Annotated in this window: 14 protein-coding genes and 2 pseudogenes; 3 read left to right on the top strand and 13 right to left on the bottom strand. The window is 66.2% G+C overall.

What is annotated here, in order from left to right:
• Positions 1–167: 167 nt before the first annotated feature.
• The 3 genes and pseudogenes from VGV06_06305 to VGV06_06315 all read right to left on the bottom strand — a co-directional run bounded on the left by VGV06_06305 (position 168) and on the right by VGV06_06315 (position 3,271).
• Positions 168–638: a hypothetical protein gene (locus VGV06_06305; protein HEV2054772.1), complete on the bottom strand. Its 471-nt coding sequence runs from the start codon at positions 636–638 to the stop codon at positions 168–170.
• 353 nt (positions 639–991) lie between these two features.
• Positions 992–1,759, bottom strand: coding sequence for a BON domain-containing protein (locus tag VGV06_06310; protein ID HEV2054773.1), 768 nt, complete (start codon positions 1,757–1,759; stop codon positions 992–994).
• Positions 1,760–2,228: 469 nt separating this feature from the next.
• Positions 2,229–3,271 (bottom strand): annotated as a pseudogene (locus tag VGV06_06315) (zinc-dependent alcohol dehydrogenase family protein).
• Between the two features lie 438 nt (positions 3,272–3,709).
• On the opposite strand from VGV06_06315, the gene VGV06_06320 reads away from it, so the two are divergent.
• From VGV06_06320 to VGV06_06330, 3 genes are all read left to right on the top strand, one after another.
• A complete protein-coding gene (locus VGV06_06320) occupies positions 3,710–3,889 on the top strand; it encodes a CsbD family protein (protein ID HEV2054774.1) in 180 nt (59 codons plus the stop codon).
• 706 nt (positions 3,890–4,595) lie between these two features.
• Complete coding sequence (locus VGV06_06325; GenBank protein HEV2054775.1) at positions 4,596–5,063, top strand: hypothetical protein; 468 nt, start codon at positions 4,596–4,598, stop codon at positions 5,061–5,063.
• 214 nt (positions 5,064–5,277) lie between these two features.
• Positions 5,278–6,378, top strand: a complete 1,101-nt coding sequence (locus VGV06_06330; protein HEV2054776.1) for a cytochrome c peroxidase — start codon at positions 5,278–5,280, stop codon at positions 6,376–6,378.
• A 586-nt stretch (positions 6,379–6,964) separates the two neighbouring features.
• On the opposite strand, the gene VGV06_06335 is transcribed toward VGV06_06330, so the two are convergent.
• From VGV06_06335 to VGV06_06380, 10 genes and pseudogenes are all read right to left on the bottom strand, one after another.
• Positions 6,965–8,098, bottom strand: coding sequence for a transposase (locus VGV06_06335; GenBank protein ID HEV2054777.1), 1,134 nt, complete (start codon positions 8,096–8,098; stop codon positions 6,965–6,967).
• A gap of 118 nt (positions 8,099–8,216) precedes the next feature.
• Positions 8,217–8,537, bottom strand: a pseudogene (locus tag VGV06_06340) (peroxiredoxin family protein).
• A 15-nt stretch (positions 8,538–8,552) separates the two neighbouring features.
• A complete protein-coding gene (locus VGV06_06345) occupies positions 8,553–8,687 on the bottom strand; it encodes a redoxin domain-containing protein (GenBank protein HEV2054778.1) in 135 nt (44 codons plus the stop codon).
• Positions 8,688–8,704: 17 nt separating this feature from the next.
• Complete coding sequence (locus VGV06_06350) at positions 8,705–9,619, bottom strand: LLM class flavin-dependent oxidoreductase (GenBank protein ID HEV2054779.1); 915 nt, start codon at positions 9,617–9,619, stop codon at positions 8,705–8,707.
• Positions 9,610–10,233 carry a nitroreductase family protein gene (locus tag VGV06_06355; protein HEV2054780.1) on the bottom strand — a complete coding sequence of 208 codons (624 nt, stop codon included), beginning with the start codon at positions 10,231–10,233 and terminating at the stop codon, positions 9,610–9,612. The genes VGV06_06350 and VGV06_06355 overlap by 10 nt, the downstream gene beginning before the upstream one ends.
• Before the next feature lie 12 nt (positions 10,234–10,245).
• The gene (locus VGV06_06360) at positions 10,246–11,211 is read right to left on the bottom strand and encodes an ABC transporter substrate-binding protein (GenBank protein HEV2054781.1); all 966 of its coding nucleotides are present in this window, start codon (positions 11,209–11,211) and stop codon (positions 10,246–10,248) included.
• A 1-nt stretch (position 11,212) separates the two neighbouring features.
• Positions 11,213–12,529, bottom strand: a complete 1,317-nt coding sequence (locus tag VGV06_06365; protein HEV2054782.1) for a UGSC family (seleno)protein — start codon at positions 12,527–12,529, stop codon at positions 11,213–11,215.
• Positions 12,530–12,562: 33 nt separating this feature from the next.
• The gene (locus VGV06_06370) at positions 12,563–12,862 is read right to left on the bottom strand and encodes a hypothetical protein (protein ID HEV2054783.1); all 300 of its coding nucleotides are present in this window, start codon (positions 12,860–12,862) and stop codon (positions 12,563–12,565) included.
• Positions 12,859–13,737, bottom strand: a complete 879-nt coding sequence (locus VGV06_06375) for a TauD/TfdA family dioxygenase (protein HEV2054784.1) — start codon at positions 13,735–13,737, stop codon at positions 12,859–12,861. Before VGV06_06375 ends, VGV06_06370 begins: the two co-directional genes overlap by 4 nt.
• Before the next feature lie 29 nt (positions 13,738–13,766).
• Positions 13,767–14,724 (bottom strand): alpha-hydroxy acid oxidase (locus VGV06_06380; protein HEV2054785.1); only part of this gene is annotated, 958 nt, incomplete at its 5' end.

Raw genomic sequence — 14,724 nt, forward strand, 5'->3', positions numbered from 1 at the left:
AAGCACAAGGAGTCATCGCCAGACACGGCGACGAACATGCCGGAGGTGGGCGACTGGACATCGCAGTGATCACAATGCAGGAGCGCCGTTCGCCGTGACGGCGCCACACGGCCCCATCGACGCGCTCCTCGCGGAGCTCCACGTCGTCTACGCGCCCGAGGGCCAGCTCAACGTAGGCCACATTGGAAAGTCACGGTCTTGGTTCCGTTCGGGTTGGTCACTATGCTCGACGTCATCGGCTGCGAGCCGTATTTCAGGCAGTAGGCGCCAGCAGTCTGCGACGCTTGCACCAACTCCTGATCCGTCCGATACGTGTAGCTCAGGCTGGGAGGGGTCGGTGGCGGCGCGGGAAACGTGGTCCGCACGCATTCAAAGACCACGGCTTTGCTGCCGTCTGAATTGTTTGTGATGTTCGCGGTTCGCGGGGCAGTTTGATATTGACTACAATACGCCGTCGCGTTCTGGTTGGCCTGAAGCAGTTCCTGGTCGGTCCGGTAGTTGTAGGTGACGCTCGGGTTGCTCGACTGCACCGGCTGTTGCGACGAGGGCAACTCTGCACAGGAGGCAACGGCCCCGGCCGCTAACAAAGCGACTGCCCACACGTTCACCCTTCGGAAACAGCGAAAGATCATGACCATCTGAAACCTCCCTTTACTCAACCGTGAGTGCATTTCCAAAGACCACCTTACCCAGATTTCCGACGGATCCTGAAGAGGTCAACGCAACGCGCCGACGAGGTACAAGACCACCACGATGAGCAGGACCGTCCCGACGACCCCCAGGCCCCCACCTCTCCCCCATCTGGAATACTCGTAATAGCCGCCGCCTCCGCCGAACAACAGGAGCAGAAGAAGAATTAGTAGTAGCATCGAACGACTCCTTTCAGCTTGTGACTACTGCGCCCCAGCGAGCATGGCGGATGTCTTTTCACACCCGCCTTGGTGGCGGCATAAGCCGCCATGCATGCTGCAGCGCGACAGAACAACCGCATCTATCGTGATAGCTCTTCTGGTGCATTGAGATTGTTGACGACTCTCTTCACTCCTGGGACAGACTGGGTCACCCGTTCCGCCAGCAGTTTCTCCGCGCGCGATGTGACAGCGCCAGTCAATATGACCGTGCCGCCCTGTGAACGGATCTGAACGTTCTTGAGCGACACGGCCCTTGTCGAATACAGCTCAAACTCGACACCCCGTGCCAATTTATCGTCCGCACTTTCCGGACTCGTCTGAGTATTCGTCACAATGAGTTGGCCTGCGAGGCCCTGCACCCCAGACACCTGTATCGCAATTTGATCGGCTGCGCGCTTCTGCGCGGGCGAGTCAACGGTCCCATCTAGCGTCACGATCCGCTTGGTGACCTGAACCGTAAGGCCCTTGTCCTTCAGCTCAGGATTCTGGGCGAGTTGATCAATGATAATCGTTTTAATTTCCAGGTCCGCCACGCGCTCGCCGAGGTTCGCCATGTCTGAGTTACGCTCGGCGCCGGGGTTGACGGTGAGATTGTTGCGGACCTGCGCAACGCCCGAGGTGTCCTGCGCAATAGCGCCGGCGAGTCTCCGAGTTCCCTCGGTCGGGACTTCTCCAGTCAAGGTGACTTCACCCTGACTTGTTGTGGCCTTGATGTCGAACGTCGAGACGTGCTTGGAGAGGAGTAACGCGGTCTTGACCTTGGAGGTCGTCGCCGCATCCTGCGAGGTGTCTTTGACCGAGCGGAGCGTCTCCCATAGTGATGCCCCGCCGGTGCGCCCATAGAGCAATGCGCCTCCGACAACGAGCACGCCCAGTAGGAGAACAATGGGGGTGACGATAGAGATTCTTCCGGATCGCGAGGAAGGAAGGGACCCCATGGCTTGTCTCCATGAGCTCTCTGAGTTGAAGTGGGTACGCCATCTGCCCCGGGATTTCCGATATGGACCCATTTTGTCCTCCCTCTTACGCTGCTGAGTGAGCCACGCGTTCTCCAACCAGGCACGGGCAAAGGACGAGGCGCTCACGCGTTCATGGCTGGCCCCCTTCTACTTGTGCTCTTGAGCGCGTGATCTCTCTGTGGGGCAGTCCATGCCACCACGTCGAGTGGAGGGTCAGCCTCAGGTCTTGCATTCATACATTGCTCCAGAGCCCTCCTCGCCATTCAACGAGGGCTGCCGCATCTTCATGTAGCATTTCAAAATCTGACAATCGCCTGCCTCGCTGATTGCGCCCCTGACCCATTGCCGGAGCGCATCATCAGCCCTTGGCGCTCATCAGCACCTTGAGCGCCTGCTCGCGAGACGCATTGCCGAAGGTGTCGTACGCCTTCATCGTCTCATCGAGCTCGAAGCGGTGCGTGATCAGCTCGGCAGGGCGGAGGCTCCCGGCGCTGACGGTCTTCAAGAGGATCGCGGTCGTCGTCGTGTCGACGAGCCTCGTCGTCAGGGTGATGTTGTGCGACCAGAGCCGCTCGAGCTGCAGCGAGACCGGCTTGCCGTGGACGCCGATGTTCGCGATGTGACCGCCAGCCGCGACGATCGCCTGGCACATATCGAAGTTCGCCGGCACGCCGACCGCGTCGATCGCCACGTCGACCCCGCGCTGCTGCGTCAGCTCCATCACCCGAGCCGCCGCCTTGCCGTCGCCGCTGTTGACCAGCTCGGTTGCGCCGAACTTCCGCGAGACCTCGAGACGGTTGTCGTCGAGATCGATCATGATCAGCTCGGCGGCCGAGTAGAATCGGGCGGTCATCAACGCGGCGAGCCGGCCGGCCCCGTGCCGACGATCGCGACCGTGTCGCCCGGCTTCACCGTGCCGTTGAGCACACCGCACTCGAACCCGGTCGGCAGGATGTCGCTCAGCATCACGAGTCCCTCCTCGTCGGCGCCCGCGGGGACCGCGTAGAGGCTGTTGTCCGCGTGCGGGATCCTGGCGTACTCGGCCTGCGTGCCGTCGATCGTATTCCCGAGAATCCAGCCGCCATTGTCGCAATGGGAGTACATCCCTTTCTTGCAATTGACGCACTTCCCGCACGAGGTGATGCAAGAGATGAGGACCCGGTCGCCCTTCTTGAACCTCGATACCCCCTTCCCGACGTCGTCGACCACGCCGACCCCCTCGTGACCGAGGATCCGGCCGTCGGTCACCGACGGGACGTCGCCCTTCATGATGTGGAGATCGGAGCCGCAGATCGTGGTCTGGGCGATCTTCACGATCGGGTCGGTCGACTCCTTCACCGCCGGCTTGCCCTTCTCTTCCCACGAGCGCTTTTCGGGACCGTGGAACACCAATGCCTTCATCATCGCCTCCCGTCGCCTAGTCTGGACAATCTGCATCGGACATCCGCTTGAAGCGCGCAAGTAAGTAAGGAAGGTGCCAGCACAGTCTGAGGCTAATCGACGTCCTCGGAACCTGGCTATTGGACCTTAGTCCACCCGGCGGGGCCCGCGGGGCCGGGTCCTCCCTCGGAATCCGCCTTGTCACAGCCTCAAGTGAGCTGAGCATCCGGGGCGAGGGCTGCCCGTGTTCGCGAAAGACGCCCGCGTCCATGTGGGATGGACCGAGCCAAAGCAAAGTCACCTGCACTGGACCAAGGTCTACTAGGCGACGCTTCGGCCCGGCCTTAGAGTGGAAGGAGATAACCACGAGGAGGTCCCGGCCGCGGGACATTAGCCTCAAGCTAGCGGCGGGTGACCGTAAGGCCGCTCGGACTTCTTATCGCGACAAAGGAGAAGCCCATGAAGCCAGGTACCAAGGATGAGGTGGCAGGCAAGATCCACGAAGTGAAGGGTGCGGTCAAGGAGAAGGTGGGCAAGCTCACAAACAATCCCGACTTGGAGGCCGAAGGTAAAGTTGAAAAGGTGGTCGGCAAAGTTCAGAAAAAGATCGGCCAGGTGAAGAAGGTCCTCGGAACATAGTGAAGCCGACAGTCCCTGCGTCCTCGCACGCCCAGTGGACCTAGGTCCAATACGCATTGCGCTCGTGACACTGCTAACGTGGTTGCCCCACACCAGCCGGGAGGTTCTGCAATGAGTAGATGGATGACGTGTGCGTTTGCGATGGGTGTCACGTTCGTCGTCGCGACATTCGGTTTCGGGTCCTGAGTGGTTTGCTAGCCAAGCCTGAAGGAGCGTAGGCGATATAAAGGCTATTCTCAGTCATGGCCCGCCTCGTCCGAGGGCCTTCCCCGGGGTGTGCCTCGGGCCTTCCTTGGCACAGCGCGGATAATCCCCCTCCCACCTGGGCCGAGCCTGCCAGAGCGAGGATCAGCGGTCAAATCGGGGTCCTGAATCACAGGGTGGGAGGCCTCCACGGGATCATCAGGCACCGGCCGGGCAGACGTCCGCGGCGGCCCCGGCCTCCGGCACCGCCTAGACGGTCACGCCGGGGAGTGTCGGCTGTTCGGCTTCTTCCGCAGTCATGGACCACGGAGGCTGCGGGTCGTCCCGCGTGCCCGGGAGCCCGAGATGGGCGAGGATCCTTTGAATGACGGCCGGGTCCTCAATCGTGGCGATGAGCTGCATCCGCCCGGCACAGACCGCCTAGTTGAGATCTGCCTCCCGCTCCTCGAAGTGCTGATCCAGACCAGTTTGACCAGTCGCCGGAGCACCCCGCAACATCTTCGTGGCGGCGCTTCCCTACGGCACCTGGCGGATGGAGCCCAAGGCCGCCGGATTCACAACGGGGAACGGCCGCCTGCTGCACCGCCGCGGCGTCGCTGGCGGCGGCCCCCTCAACGAGAGGGACACGACCGCCGATGGTAACGCGGTCGTGGCCGAGCTGGACGTCAACGGTCGTCTTCGCCGCTACGAGCATCGCGATGCAGGTCGCGTCCTTTGTCTAGGGTTCGATCCGCCGCTGCCCACGGATGCGAGCGCGGCGACCGCAGAGAGCGTCGCGTACGAGATCTCGCTCGACGGGTTCCCGCGGCTGGTCGACGGCACGGCGGGCGTGCAGCCGGCCAGAGACGGGGTCTCCATCGTGTGGGCCCACGCCACCCCCGCGTGGACGACGGGGTATCGCTTCACCTCGACCGTTCGCCATACCAGCCCCGGTCACGTCGAACTCGAGGTCGCGCCCCTACTGCGGTAGATACACTCGGCACGCCGCAGGAAACTCCACCGGCGGCGTTCTGTGTCAATGTGTGCGCACACAAATGTCACCAGCCTGACGTCATGTGTCACGGAAGCGGCCAGAAACCTGCGAGGTGCCGCTAAAGGTCTATGGTACTGTGCCTGCGGCGAGCTCGGGGTATTGGCGCGGAAGTTGCGTCTTCCCTGGCAACCACGTATTGGAGGAGGCGTCGATGAGCGGAAGACTGGGAAGGCTGGCCCTGCGGGTCGCGCTGGCGGTGGCCGTGACAGGGATGCTCCAGACCGTGCCGGCGGACAGCGAGACGCCGAAGCCGTGTGCGCCGAGCACCGTGAAGGTCGGAAACAAGTTCCAAGTCGTTCCCCCCGACCAGGACGTCAAGTTCGGGCAGTGCCTGTTCAACAGCACGATCGCCTTCAACCAGGCGAACCCGAACGGCCTGTTCGCGAGCTGCAACGGCTGCCATCCGGGTAACCGGACGGATCGCGGAACGCACGCCGTGATGATCACCAATCAGCTCGGAACGTTCGTCGGGGCGCGCCAGGTGCCGAACCTCCTCAACGTCCAGTTCAACGTCCCGCTCGGCTGGGACGGCCGCCACGGCGGAGTGCTGGGCAACCAGGCCTCGATCATCGCGGCGATCAAATCGGCGGCGACGAGCGCCATCAACAGCCCGGTGGAGATGGCCGGTCACATCGATCCTAACAATCTTAACAATCCCGTCGATCAGGCCAAGCTCGCCGCGCTGGCGGCGTTCGTCATCAGCCGCAGCCCAACAACGCCGGACCCCCACGCGGCGCCCCCACCCCCGCCGACGCTAGATGCCGCGACCCTCGCTCGCATCAAGACCGGTGCCGACGTCTTCTTCGGGCGATCGGTCTCGACACAGGGCCTGCTGGCGGCCGGGAAGACCTGCGTCAGCTGTCACGTGCCCCCGTTCTTCACGGACAACAAGATCAGGACGAACGTCCTGCATCCGGACGCCGCGTACGACTTCGGCTTCCGCCAGGCCGACGGCAGCAGCGGGCCCGAGGATGCCGGGGCGGGGCTCACCGCGGTGACCGATCCCGTCACCGGCAAATCCGTGCAGGTGGGCACGTTCAAGACACCGTCCCTGCACCATTTCTATCCGGACGGTGAGCCCGCCCTGCACAGCGGCATCTTTGCCGAGGATGGGAGGCTGTTCCACTTCTACGAGAAGTCGCTGGGCTTCACGCTGGGACTGGGCGAGTCCACGGGTCTGCATTACTGGCTCGTCAACTGTCCGCAGGGTCCGGCGCGGAACCCGCTCGCGATCCCGGCGGAGTGCAACTGATCAGCCCTCGCGTCTCCTCCGCGTGGAGCGTAGGTAACACCCGTTCTCAGTCATGACCCGCTGAGCCCGAGGGACTTCCCCCCGGGTCTACCTTGTCACAATGAAAACAGTAAGGGCTCCGGAGAATCTCTCCGAAGCCCTTGTTTTCTCTGGTTGCGGGGGCTGGATTTGAACCAGCGGTCTGTGGGTTATGATTCGGCATAGATGGTCGCAAGTGGTCATGGTTACGCTTGGCGCCCTTGCAAAATGGGGCAGAACGTAGCACCAGGCAGCGCCCCAAGAGTCCCTCATCGCGCCTGACTATCGTCACTTACTCACATTTCGCCGATCTCCAAACAAGAGGCGCCCCGTCGTAGAGAGGCGAGAGCGTAGATAACATAACCCCCATTGTCAGCCATGGCCCGCCTCGCCCGAGAGTCTTCCCCCGGGGTCTGCCGTGGCACAGCGCGGATAAACCCCCTTCCACCTCGCGCCGATCCTGCCAGAGCGGGGATCAGAGGTCAAATCGGGACCCTGAATCACAGGGTGGGCCCCTCTCAGGGAACATCAGGGCAGACGTCTGCGGCCGCTCCGGCCCCGGTACGGCCTAGACGGTCACGCCGGGAAGTGTCGGCTGCTCGGCTCCTGCCGCGGTCAGGGGCAACGGCGGCCGTGGATCCTCCCGCGTGCCCGGGAGGCCAAGGCGGGCGAGAATCTTCTGAATCACGGCGGGGTCGTCGATCGTTGCGATCAGCTGCATCCGCCCGGCGCAGCGCGGACAGCGCAGGACGTCGAGGTCGAAGGCCCGTCGCATCAGCGCCGCCCACGTCCAGTAGCGGGGCCGCTCGCCGCCCCAACCTCCCGGCCCCGCCCTCCCCGCTGCCGCGCTCGGACCTGTTGCCCCATCACTCTCCGCACGGCGATAGGCGACGACCTCCGGCCGCCAGCGCGCGCCGGGGGCCAGCACGCCGTGATAGAGAACCAGGTTGATCTCGGGCCGCGGCGTCAGGGCCGCCAGCTTCTCGAGAAACTCCACCGGCTCGAAGAGCAGATACGTCGTCCCGTCGCTCCAGGGGCGCTTGAGCTCCAGCCGCACACGGCCGTCGCCAAGGAGCCGGAGCCGATCTTCGGCCAGCGGCGGCCTCAGCACGTAGCGACACACCTGCTCCAACCGGGCCCGGTCGTGGGCCCCCACCCACACGTTCGCGTGCAGATCGAATCCCTCCAGGTGCGCGTGGCGCGGGCCACCCGCACCGCCGCGCGCTTGGCGCACCCCGTCGCCCACCCGGCGCACCGGCGCTCCCGCCCGGGCGCCCAGGGCCACGCGCGCCTGCACGGAGGCGCCCACGATGCCGGCGAGCGCGAAGGAGGCTTCGGCGAGCGGATCCGCTCGGCCCGTGCCGAGCACCTTCGCCACCTCGGCGTCGCTCGGCCCACACGCTGGGTGGAAGGCAAGCCGCCCGGCCGGGGACCGGACGAACACCCCGTCGAGGGCCAGCGTGTGAAAGTGCACGTTCAGGTTGAGCCCGCCGCCGAAGCGCTGCACGGCGGAAAACGGCAGCAGGTGCTCAAATGCGCAACGCACGCAGGGCACCCGGGCAAAACCGTGGGCCAGCACCCCGCAGGTCAGGAACTTACGAAAGTCCCGCGCGATAAACTCGGGCAGGCCGGCGCCGTCTGCCCGATCGGCGGCGGCGGGCAGGAACTCATCCAGGCGCTCCCGGATGACCCCGTGGAGCACGCTCGCTTCCGCGTGACGGGGTTGATAGCGCCCGCTTGCACGGCCCATGCTCCTGCGTAGCGCCGACGGCGAAGCGCGCCAATGCCCAGAAACCGATACAGCATGGGAACAATCGTTGCTAGCCCGACGTGCGGAGGCGGTGGATCAAGTCGAGGACGCGCAGGATCTCGGCGCCGCTCCGGGTCATCAGCCGGTCGCCCGATTGCAACCATCGAAGCTTCCCCTCGCGGTCCACGACGACTGTCGAGCGGTAGGCGACGTTGCGCTCCTCGTCCCAGACGCCGTAGGCCTGGATCACGCTCCGGTGCACGTCGCTCAGGAGCGGAAACGGCAGCGCGTGCCGCCGGTGGTACTCGGCGTGCGAGAAGGGCGTGTCCCCGCTGATCCCGAGCACGACGGCGCCCTTGGCTTGCAGCTCGCCGGCGACCTCACCGAGGTCGCGGAGCTCGGGCGTTCAGATGTTCCCCCAGTCGTAGCAGTAGAAGAGCAGCACGACGTCGGACGCGCCCTTGAACTCGGCCAGCGAGATGTCGCGGCCGCTCGTCGAGGGAAGGGAGAACGCCGGAGCCTCGTAGCCGTAGCGCAGCATGGGCTGTTGGTCCTCGGTCAGCGGTACAGCTCGATGAGCTCCTGGAGGGCGACCATCTGGCCGCCCTTCGTGGAGGACGGCACGACGATCGGGGTGTTGACGCCCGCCGCGTACCAGGCCTCGATGCCATCGCGCACCTCCGCGGCGCTGCCGTACAGCGTGACCTCGGACAGCCAGCGGTCGGACATCAGCGAGGGAATGCGGTCTTCCTCGCCGGCGGCGATGGCCTTCCGGATCGCCAGCATCTCGTCCTCGAAGCCGGCCTCGATCCAGTAGTTCTGGTAGTTGGGGAGCTTGACGTAGCTTATCAGTGTCCGCCGGTTGACGGCCGCGGCCGCGGACTTGTCGTTGTCGATGCAGGTCGGCAGCATGTTGCCGACGAAGAAGCCGGGGTCGCTGCGCGCGGCGGCCGGGAGCTGGCTGAGCGACGCGGCCATGTGAGAGCGCGCCGCGTTGGCCCACACCGCGCCCTGGGCGATCTCGCCGGCCAGGGCGACCATCTTTTGCCTGAGCGTCGCCAGCACGATGGGAGGCAGCGCGCCCGCCTGCTTGGCGCCGGCGCCGAGCTCGGCGACGAAGCGGCGCATGTCCTCGAGGGGCTTGCCGGCGCTCACCTTGAGTCGGGCTAGGGTAGGCCCGTGGCTGACGCCGATCCCGAAGCGGAAGCGCCCGCCTGAGACCTCGTGGATGAACGCGGCGGTGGCCGCGTAGTCGTGGGGATGGCGCGAGTAGATGTTGGCGATGGACGTCCCGAATTGGATCTCCTTGGTCTCGAGCGCCAGCGCCTCGCAGAGCCCCAGGCCGTCGCCGAAGCTCGGGCAGTAGATGCCGGCGAAGCCCTCCTTCTCGAAGCGCTGGGCGACCTCGATGGTGGCGCGCCGCCGCCCCGGCGCGGCGGCCAGGCTAAGCGCGGGCTTGCGCGTCACGCCCACGGCACGCGTCCCTTCCAGCTATTCCACGAGGTGGTCTCCTCGATGGGCTTGCGCCGGCTCGGCCCGTACTTGACGGCCGGATAGCCGAGCGGGATGCAGAAGTGGAAGGTCAGCTCCTTCGGGATGGCGAAGAGCGCGCGGAAGCGGTCCATGACCGTGGCGTGGAGCGTCGTCGGGAGCGAGCCGATCCCCAGCGCGTGGGCCGCCAGCATGAGGTTCTGGCAGGCCGGGATGACCGACGTGGCTCCGCCGGTCGGCTCCGTGAGCGCGAAGACGATGCAGGGGACCTCCTTCATTGCATCGGCGAGCCCCATGGCAGAGGCATAGTTCTTCTCCCCCGGCGGGACGTCCTGGGGCCCGGTCCAGCCGTGGTCGTCCTTCCGCTTGGCCCACCATGCCTCCCGGTAGAGCGCGCCGAACTCGCGGATCTTCTGCCGGTCGGTGACCACGAGGAAGCGCCCGGTCTGGTGGTTGCCGCCGTTGGGTGCCTTGACCGCGGCCTCGAGGATCAGGCGGATGTCCTCGTCCGGGATTGGGTCGGGCCGGAGCTTCCGCATCGAGCGCTGGGTGAACATGGCTTCGCCGAGAGGCATCTTCAGACGCTCAATGTTCATGCGGATTCTCCCTTACTGATCCCAGAGCGGCTTGAACTGGACGGCCACCATCTTGTCGTAGGCGAAATCGCTCTTCACCACGCCCGCCTGCTTCTGGAACTGGTTGACGGTGCGCATCGCCTCTTCGGTGATGGCCGGGAGGTACGAAGCCCGCTGGAGAGCGATGATGCCGCGGATCAGCTCGACGTCAAGCGTGGGGAAGATCTTCTGCGCCACCCGCACACCCGCCTCGGGATCCTCCCGCAGGCGCTTCTGCGTCTTGACCACGGCGCGCACCACGCGCTCGACGATCTGCGGATTGGCCTGGATGTAGCGGTCGCTTGCCTGCAACGTCGGGAAGGTCATGTACTGGAGGAACTTCGGTCCCTGGTCGCGCAGGGGCTCGATGAAATACCGGCCGATCTTGAGCTGGTGGACGATGACGGCGCCGCCGGGCTCGCCGCCCATGAAACCGTCGATTTGCCCTGCGCGGAGCGCGGCCGCGGCCGAGGTCGAGCTGCCGACCGCGATGACGGCCACGTCGCGGTCCGGCTCGAGCCCCGAGTCCCTCAGGAGCGCGCGGAGCGCCAGGTCGGTGGCGCTCCCGGCGCGCGTCATGCCGAGCTTGGTGCCCTTGAGCCCCTTCACGTCGGTGGCCGGCAGGTTCTTTCGAAGCACCAGGAAGATCGGGTTCCGGTTGAGGATGGCGAGGAGGTTCTTGGATCCGAAGCCCTTCTCGGCCAGGATCATCGGACGCTCGACGTAGGTGCCGGCGAAGTCGATGGAGCCGCCGACCATTGCCGTCGTCACCTCGGCGCCGCCCTCGAAGTCCGCGAACTGGGGCGTGATGCCTTCGGCCTTGAAGTAGCCGAGATGCTCGGCGCCGTAGAGGACGACGAAGGTGACGGCCGGCGTGGTGCCGATCCTGACCGTCTGCTGGGCCCACGCGGGCGTCGCGATCGCGAGCAGAGCGGCGAGCAGCCCGATCGCGAAGATCACGCTACCGCCACTCGTCGATCGAGACGGTCTTCTGGTAGTTGCAGCCCATGATGCGCCAGTACCCGTTGGTCTCGCCCCCGACGACCACGACGTGGATGTCTTCTCGACGGAACATCGGGATCAGCTCGTCGGGCGCGGCCTTGAGCTTGGACGCCCACGGCTCCTCGCCGAAGGTTGCGCGCGGATAGATGTAGTTCTGGATGAGCTGGTAGTCCCAGTATTCCCCGGCCGGCATCGTGGCGTTGTCGTAGAGCCAGTCGATGAGCGCGTCCTTCTTCGTGAACCCCGCGCGATCGATGAACTGGCGGGCGGCGATGGGATCCAGCAGGAGGGTGGGCGGCCCATGCGGGTCCATGCCGCGCAGCATGTTGCGCACGTGCTCGCGCCAGTGCTTCTCGCGGAGTCCGAGCGTGAAGGCGGTCGAGCGGCAGCCGCTGAAGACGCTCACCGCGCTGTCACCCGGCTTGAAGCCGTGCTGGACGTGGAAGGGCTCCCAGGGGCTCCGCTCCTCGTTCTCGGCGAAGGTGACGCTGTTGTAGGCGTAGTTGTTGCCCTGGTTGCCCATGTAGCTGTGCCCCGGCACGGAGCCCCCCTGGCCGTTCTGGGAGAGGAGGCCGTAGGCTCTTCCGATGGTGCCGTTGGCGTGGCTGTACGGACCGAGCGCGCCCGTGCCCGCGTTCATCCCGATCTCCTCGCGGATCGGTCCGTTGACGACGGCCATGGCCGCCACCGCGCTCGAGCTGCTGCCACGCGCTGTCACGCCGGTGGCGCCGAGCGCCAGGATCACCGGGAAGTACTCGGGCCGCGCCCCCGCCATGACCGCGTTCACCGCGACCTTCTCGACCGTGTATTCCCAGTACTCGCGGAAGTGGGTCGAGCGCATGCGCCCGACGACTTCATCAGGCTTGCGGCGCGTCGCGGCCAGCATCGCCGCCACGCGCTCCTCGGTCGGCAGGACGATCGGCAGCTTGTCCGTCCAGTTGTTGTCGAGGAAGAGACGGTGGAGCTGCTCCTCCGTGCCGGGCTCGACGAGTCTGGGCGTCGAGCGGTCGAACTCGACCGGGCCCAGATCTATCTCGTCGAGCGGCTGGGTCAGCCCCTCGACGACCTCCTGCATGACCGGGCGGCCGGTGATGGGATCCGTGCCGTCGACGTACGCGCGCAGCTGGGCGGCCGTCTTGCCCATGATGGGCTGGGGGACGAACACCTGCCGGAGCCCCGGCATCCCGTTCACGGCAGAGACTGAACGTACGACCTTGTCGAACTTATCCGTGTGCAGGGCGACGACGGGGACTCCGTACGTCGCTTCGATCGTCATCGCGTGCGCGGCGACCGCCGGCGCGCAGGTGCTTCAGTGGCCGACGCCGAGGATGGCGGCGTGCGCCTTCGCCTTGATCTCCTCCCAGGTCGTCGGGTCGTCGTGCAGGTACACGCTCGAGATCGGCTTGAAGACCGTGCGCACACCCGGCATGTGCGCTCCGAACCACGCCTGCATCTGCTTGAGGAAGACGTCGGAATCGTCGAAGCGACAGTCCACCAGGTAGACGGTCTTGCCCTCGAGCGTGTCCAGCCGGGGCGCCAACGCCTTGCGCGTCACCTTCGGGGCGAAGCCGACCGGGTTCAGGGCCGTGATCATCGTCGCGCCGCTCATGCCGTGGGTCCCTCGCCGGCGACGGTGGTTCGGTGCATGACGCGCGCGTAGCGCTTGGCGTCCCAGAGACGGCCGCGGTGGAGCAGGCAGCGGTTGTCCCAGATGACGAGGTCGTGCTGGCGCCACGCGTGCTGGTACACGCGCTCAGGGCGCGTGGCCACGTCGAGCAGCTCCTTCAACAGCGCGCGCCCCTCTTCCACTGGGATACCCTCGATGTGCGAGGCGTGCGCGCCGATGTAGACGGTCTTCTTACCGTTGAGAGGATTGGCGCGGACGAGGGCCTGGCGCACGGGCGGCAGGGCCTGCTGGACGTCGGGACCGAGCAGCGTCGGGTCGAGCAGCCCGCGCGAGTACGCGAAGGAGTGGATGGCGACCTTGCCCTCGAGCCGGCTCTGCATCTCGGGGGCAAGCGCCTCCCAGGCGACGCGGCAGGAGACGAACTCCGTCTCGCCGCCCTCGGGCGGCACCTGGCGGCCGGAGAGGAGCGACGCCTGGGCCGGTACCTGCTTGAAGGACGAGTCGGTGTGCCACATCTGGTTGCCGCTCTGGTAGACCATGCGGCGGTCCGTCCAGTCCATGAGCTTGCCGTCCTCGTCCACGTTGGCCAGCTCGACGAGGTTCGGGTGCAGGCGGTCTTCCTTGCCCAGCGTCTTGACGGTCGTCTCGAGCGGGCCGAAGCGCAGGCTGAAGCGCATCTGCTCGGGGTCCGTCAGCGGCTGGCCGTGGAAGACCAGCAGGGAATGCTCGTTGAAGGCCTCCCAGATGTGCGCCCACGTGCCGTCATCGAGCGGCTGGCGGAGTTCCACGCCCGACAGCTCGACGCCGAAGCTGGGGTGGAGCCTGCGCATCTGGAGCGTGCCGGTCGATGTCGTCATCGAGTCCTCCCTAGGCCGCGATTCTACCGTCAAAGTAGGGGGAAGGCGGAGAGCGCGCCGGGCTCGGTGACGGACCGCGCCTCGTGGAGATACGAGGCGTCGAGCTGGCCGTAGCCCGTCACGCCGAGGAGCGCCAGACAGATCCGTATCTCCTCCTCGAGGATCTCGAGCGCGCGTTCGAGCCCGGCCTGTCCCGCGGCCGCCAGGCCCAGGCACTGGAGCCTGCCGAGCCCCACGCACTGCGCGCCGAGCGTGATCGCCTTGACCACGTCGGTGCCGCGCATGAAGCCGCCGTCCACCATGACGGCGGCGCGGCCCGCGACGGCCGCCACCACCTCGGGAAGCGCGTCGAGCGAGCCCCGGCCGTGGTCGAGCTGGCGGCCGCCGTGGTTGGATACGTAGACAACCTCCACGCCGTGCTCGCAGGCCAGCGCCGCGTCCTCGCCGGTGGCGATGCCTTTCAGGATCAGCGGCACGTCGTGCGTGTCCTTGAAGCGCTTGACCTGGTCCCAGGAGAGCGCGGCCTGGTACTCCATGCCCGTCGCCTTGACGCGCCACGGCTTGACGAAGCGCTTGTCGAGGTCGCGCTCGCGCCGGCTGTAGGTCGCCGAGTCCACCGTCATGCAGAAGGCGTGGTAGCCGTGGTCCAGCGCGCGCTTGACGTGGTCGTCCACGAAGGCGTCGTCGCCGCGCACGTAGAGCTGGAAGATGCGGTAGTTGTCGGCCGCCGCCGCCGTCGCCTCGAGGCCCGGGTTGCAGGCGCTCGAGAGCATGTGCGGCACGCCGAAGGCGCCGGAGGCTTTCCCCGCCGTCGCGCCGCCGCCGGGCGCGAAGCTCTCGACCGATCCCACCGGCGCCAGCATCACGGGGATGCGCACGGGCCTGCCGAGGAAGGTGGACGAGGGGTCCACCTTGGAGACGTCGCGCAGCACCCGGGGTCTCCAGGCGAGCGAGTCGATCGCCGCGCGGTTGCGCTTCACGGTAGTC

The organism is Candidatus Methylomirabilota bacterium (assembly GCA_035936835.1).
In the GTDB taxonomy this organism is placed as follows: Bacteria; Methylomirabilota; Methylomirabilia; order Rokubacteriales; family CSP1-6; genus AR37.

What these genes read in the sequence shown, in the direction of transcription:
- VGV06_06305 (HEV2054772.1), bottom strand. Translation starts at nt 638, where the DNA reads ATGGTCATGATCTTTCGCTGTTTCCGAAGGGTGAACGTGTGGGCAGTC.
- VGV06_06320 (HEV2054774.1), top strand. Translation starts at nt 3,710, where the DNA reads ATGAAGCCAGGTACCAAGGATGAGGTGGCAGGCAAGATCCACGAAGTG.
- VGV06_06330 (HEV2054776.1), top strand. Translation starts at nt 5,278, where the DNA reads ATGAGCGGAAGACTGGGAAGGCTGGCCCTGCGGGTCGCGCTGGCGGTG.
- VGV06_06345 (HEV2054778.1), bottom strand. Translation starts at nt 8,687, where the DNA reads ATGCTGCGCTACGGCTACGAGGCTCCGGCGTTCTCCCTTCCCTCGACG.
- VGV06_06355 (HEV2054780.1), bottom strand. Translation starts at nt 10,233, where the DNA reads ATGAACATTGAGCGTCTGAAGATGCCTCTCGGCGAAGCCATGTTCACC.
- VGV06_06365 (HEV2054782.1), bottom strand. Translation starts at nt 12,529, where the DNA reads ATGACGATCGAAGCGACGTACGGAGTCCCCGTCGTCGCCCTGCACACG.
- VGV06_06370 (HEV2054783.1), bottom strand. Translation starts at nt 12,862, where the DNA reads ATGAGCGGCGCGACGATGATCACGGCCCTGAACCCGGTCGGCTTCGCC.
- VGV06_06375 (HEV2054784.1), bottom strand. Translation starts at nt 13,737, where the DNA reads ATGACGACATCGACCGGCACGCTCCAGATGCGCAGGCTCCACCCCAGC.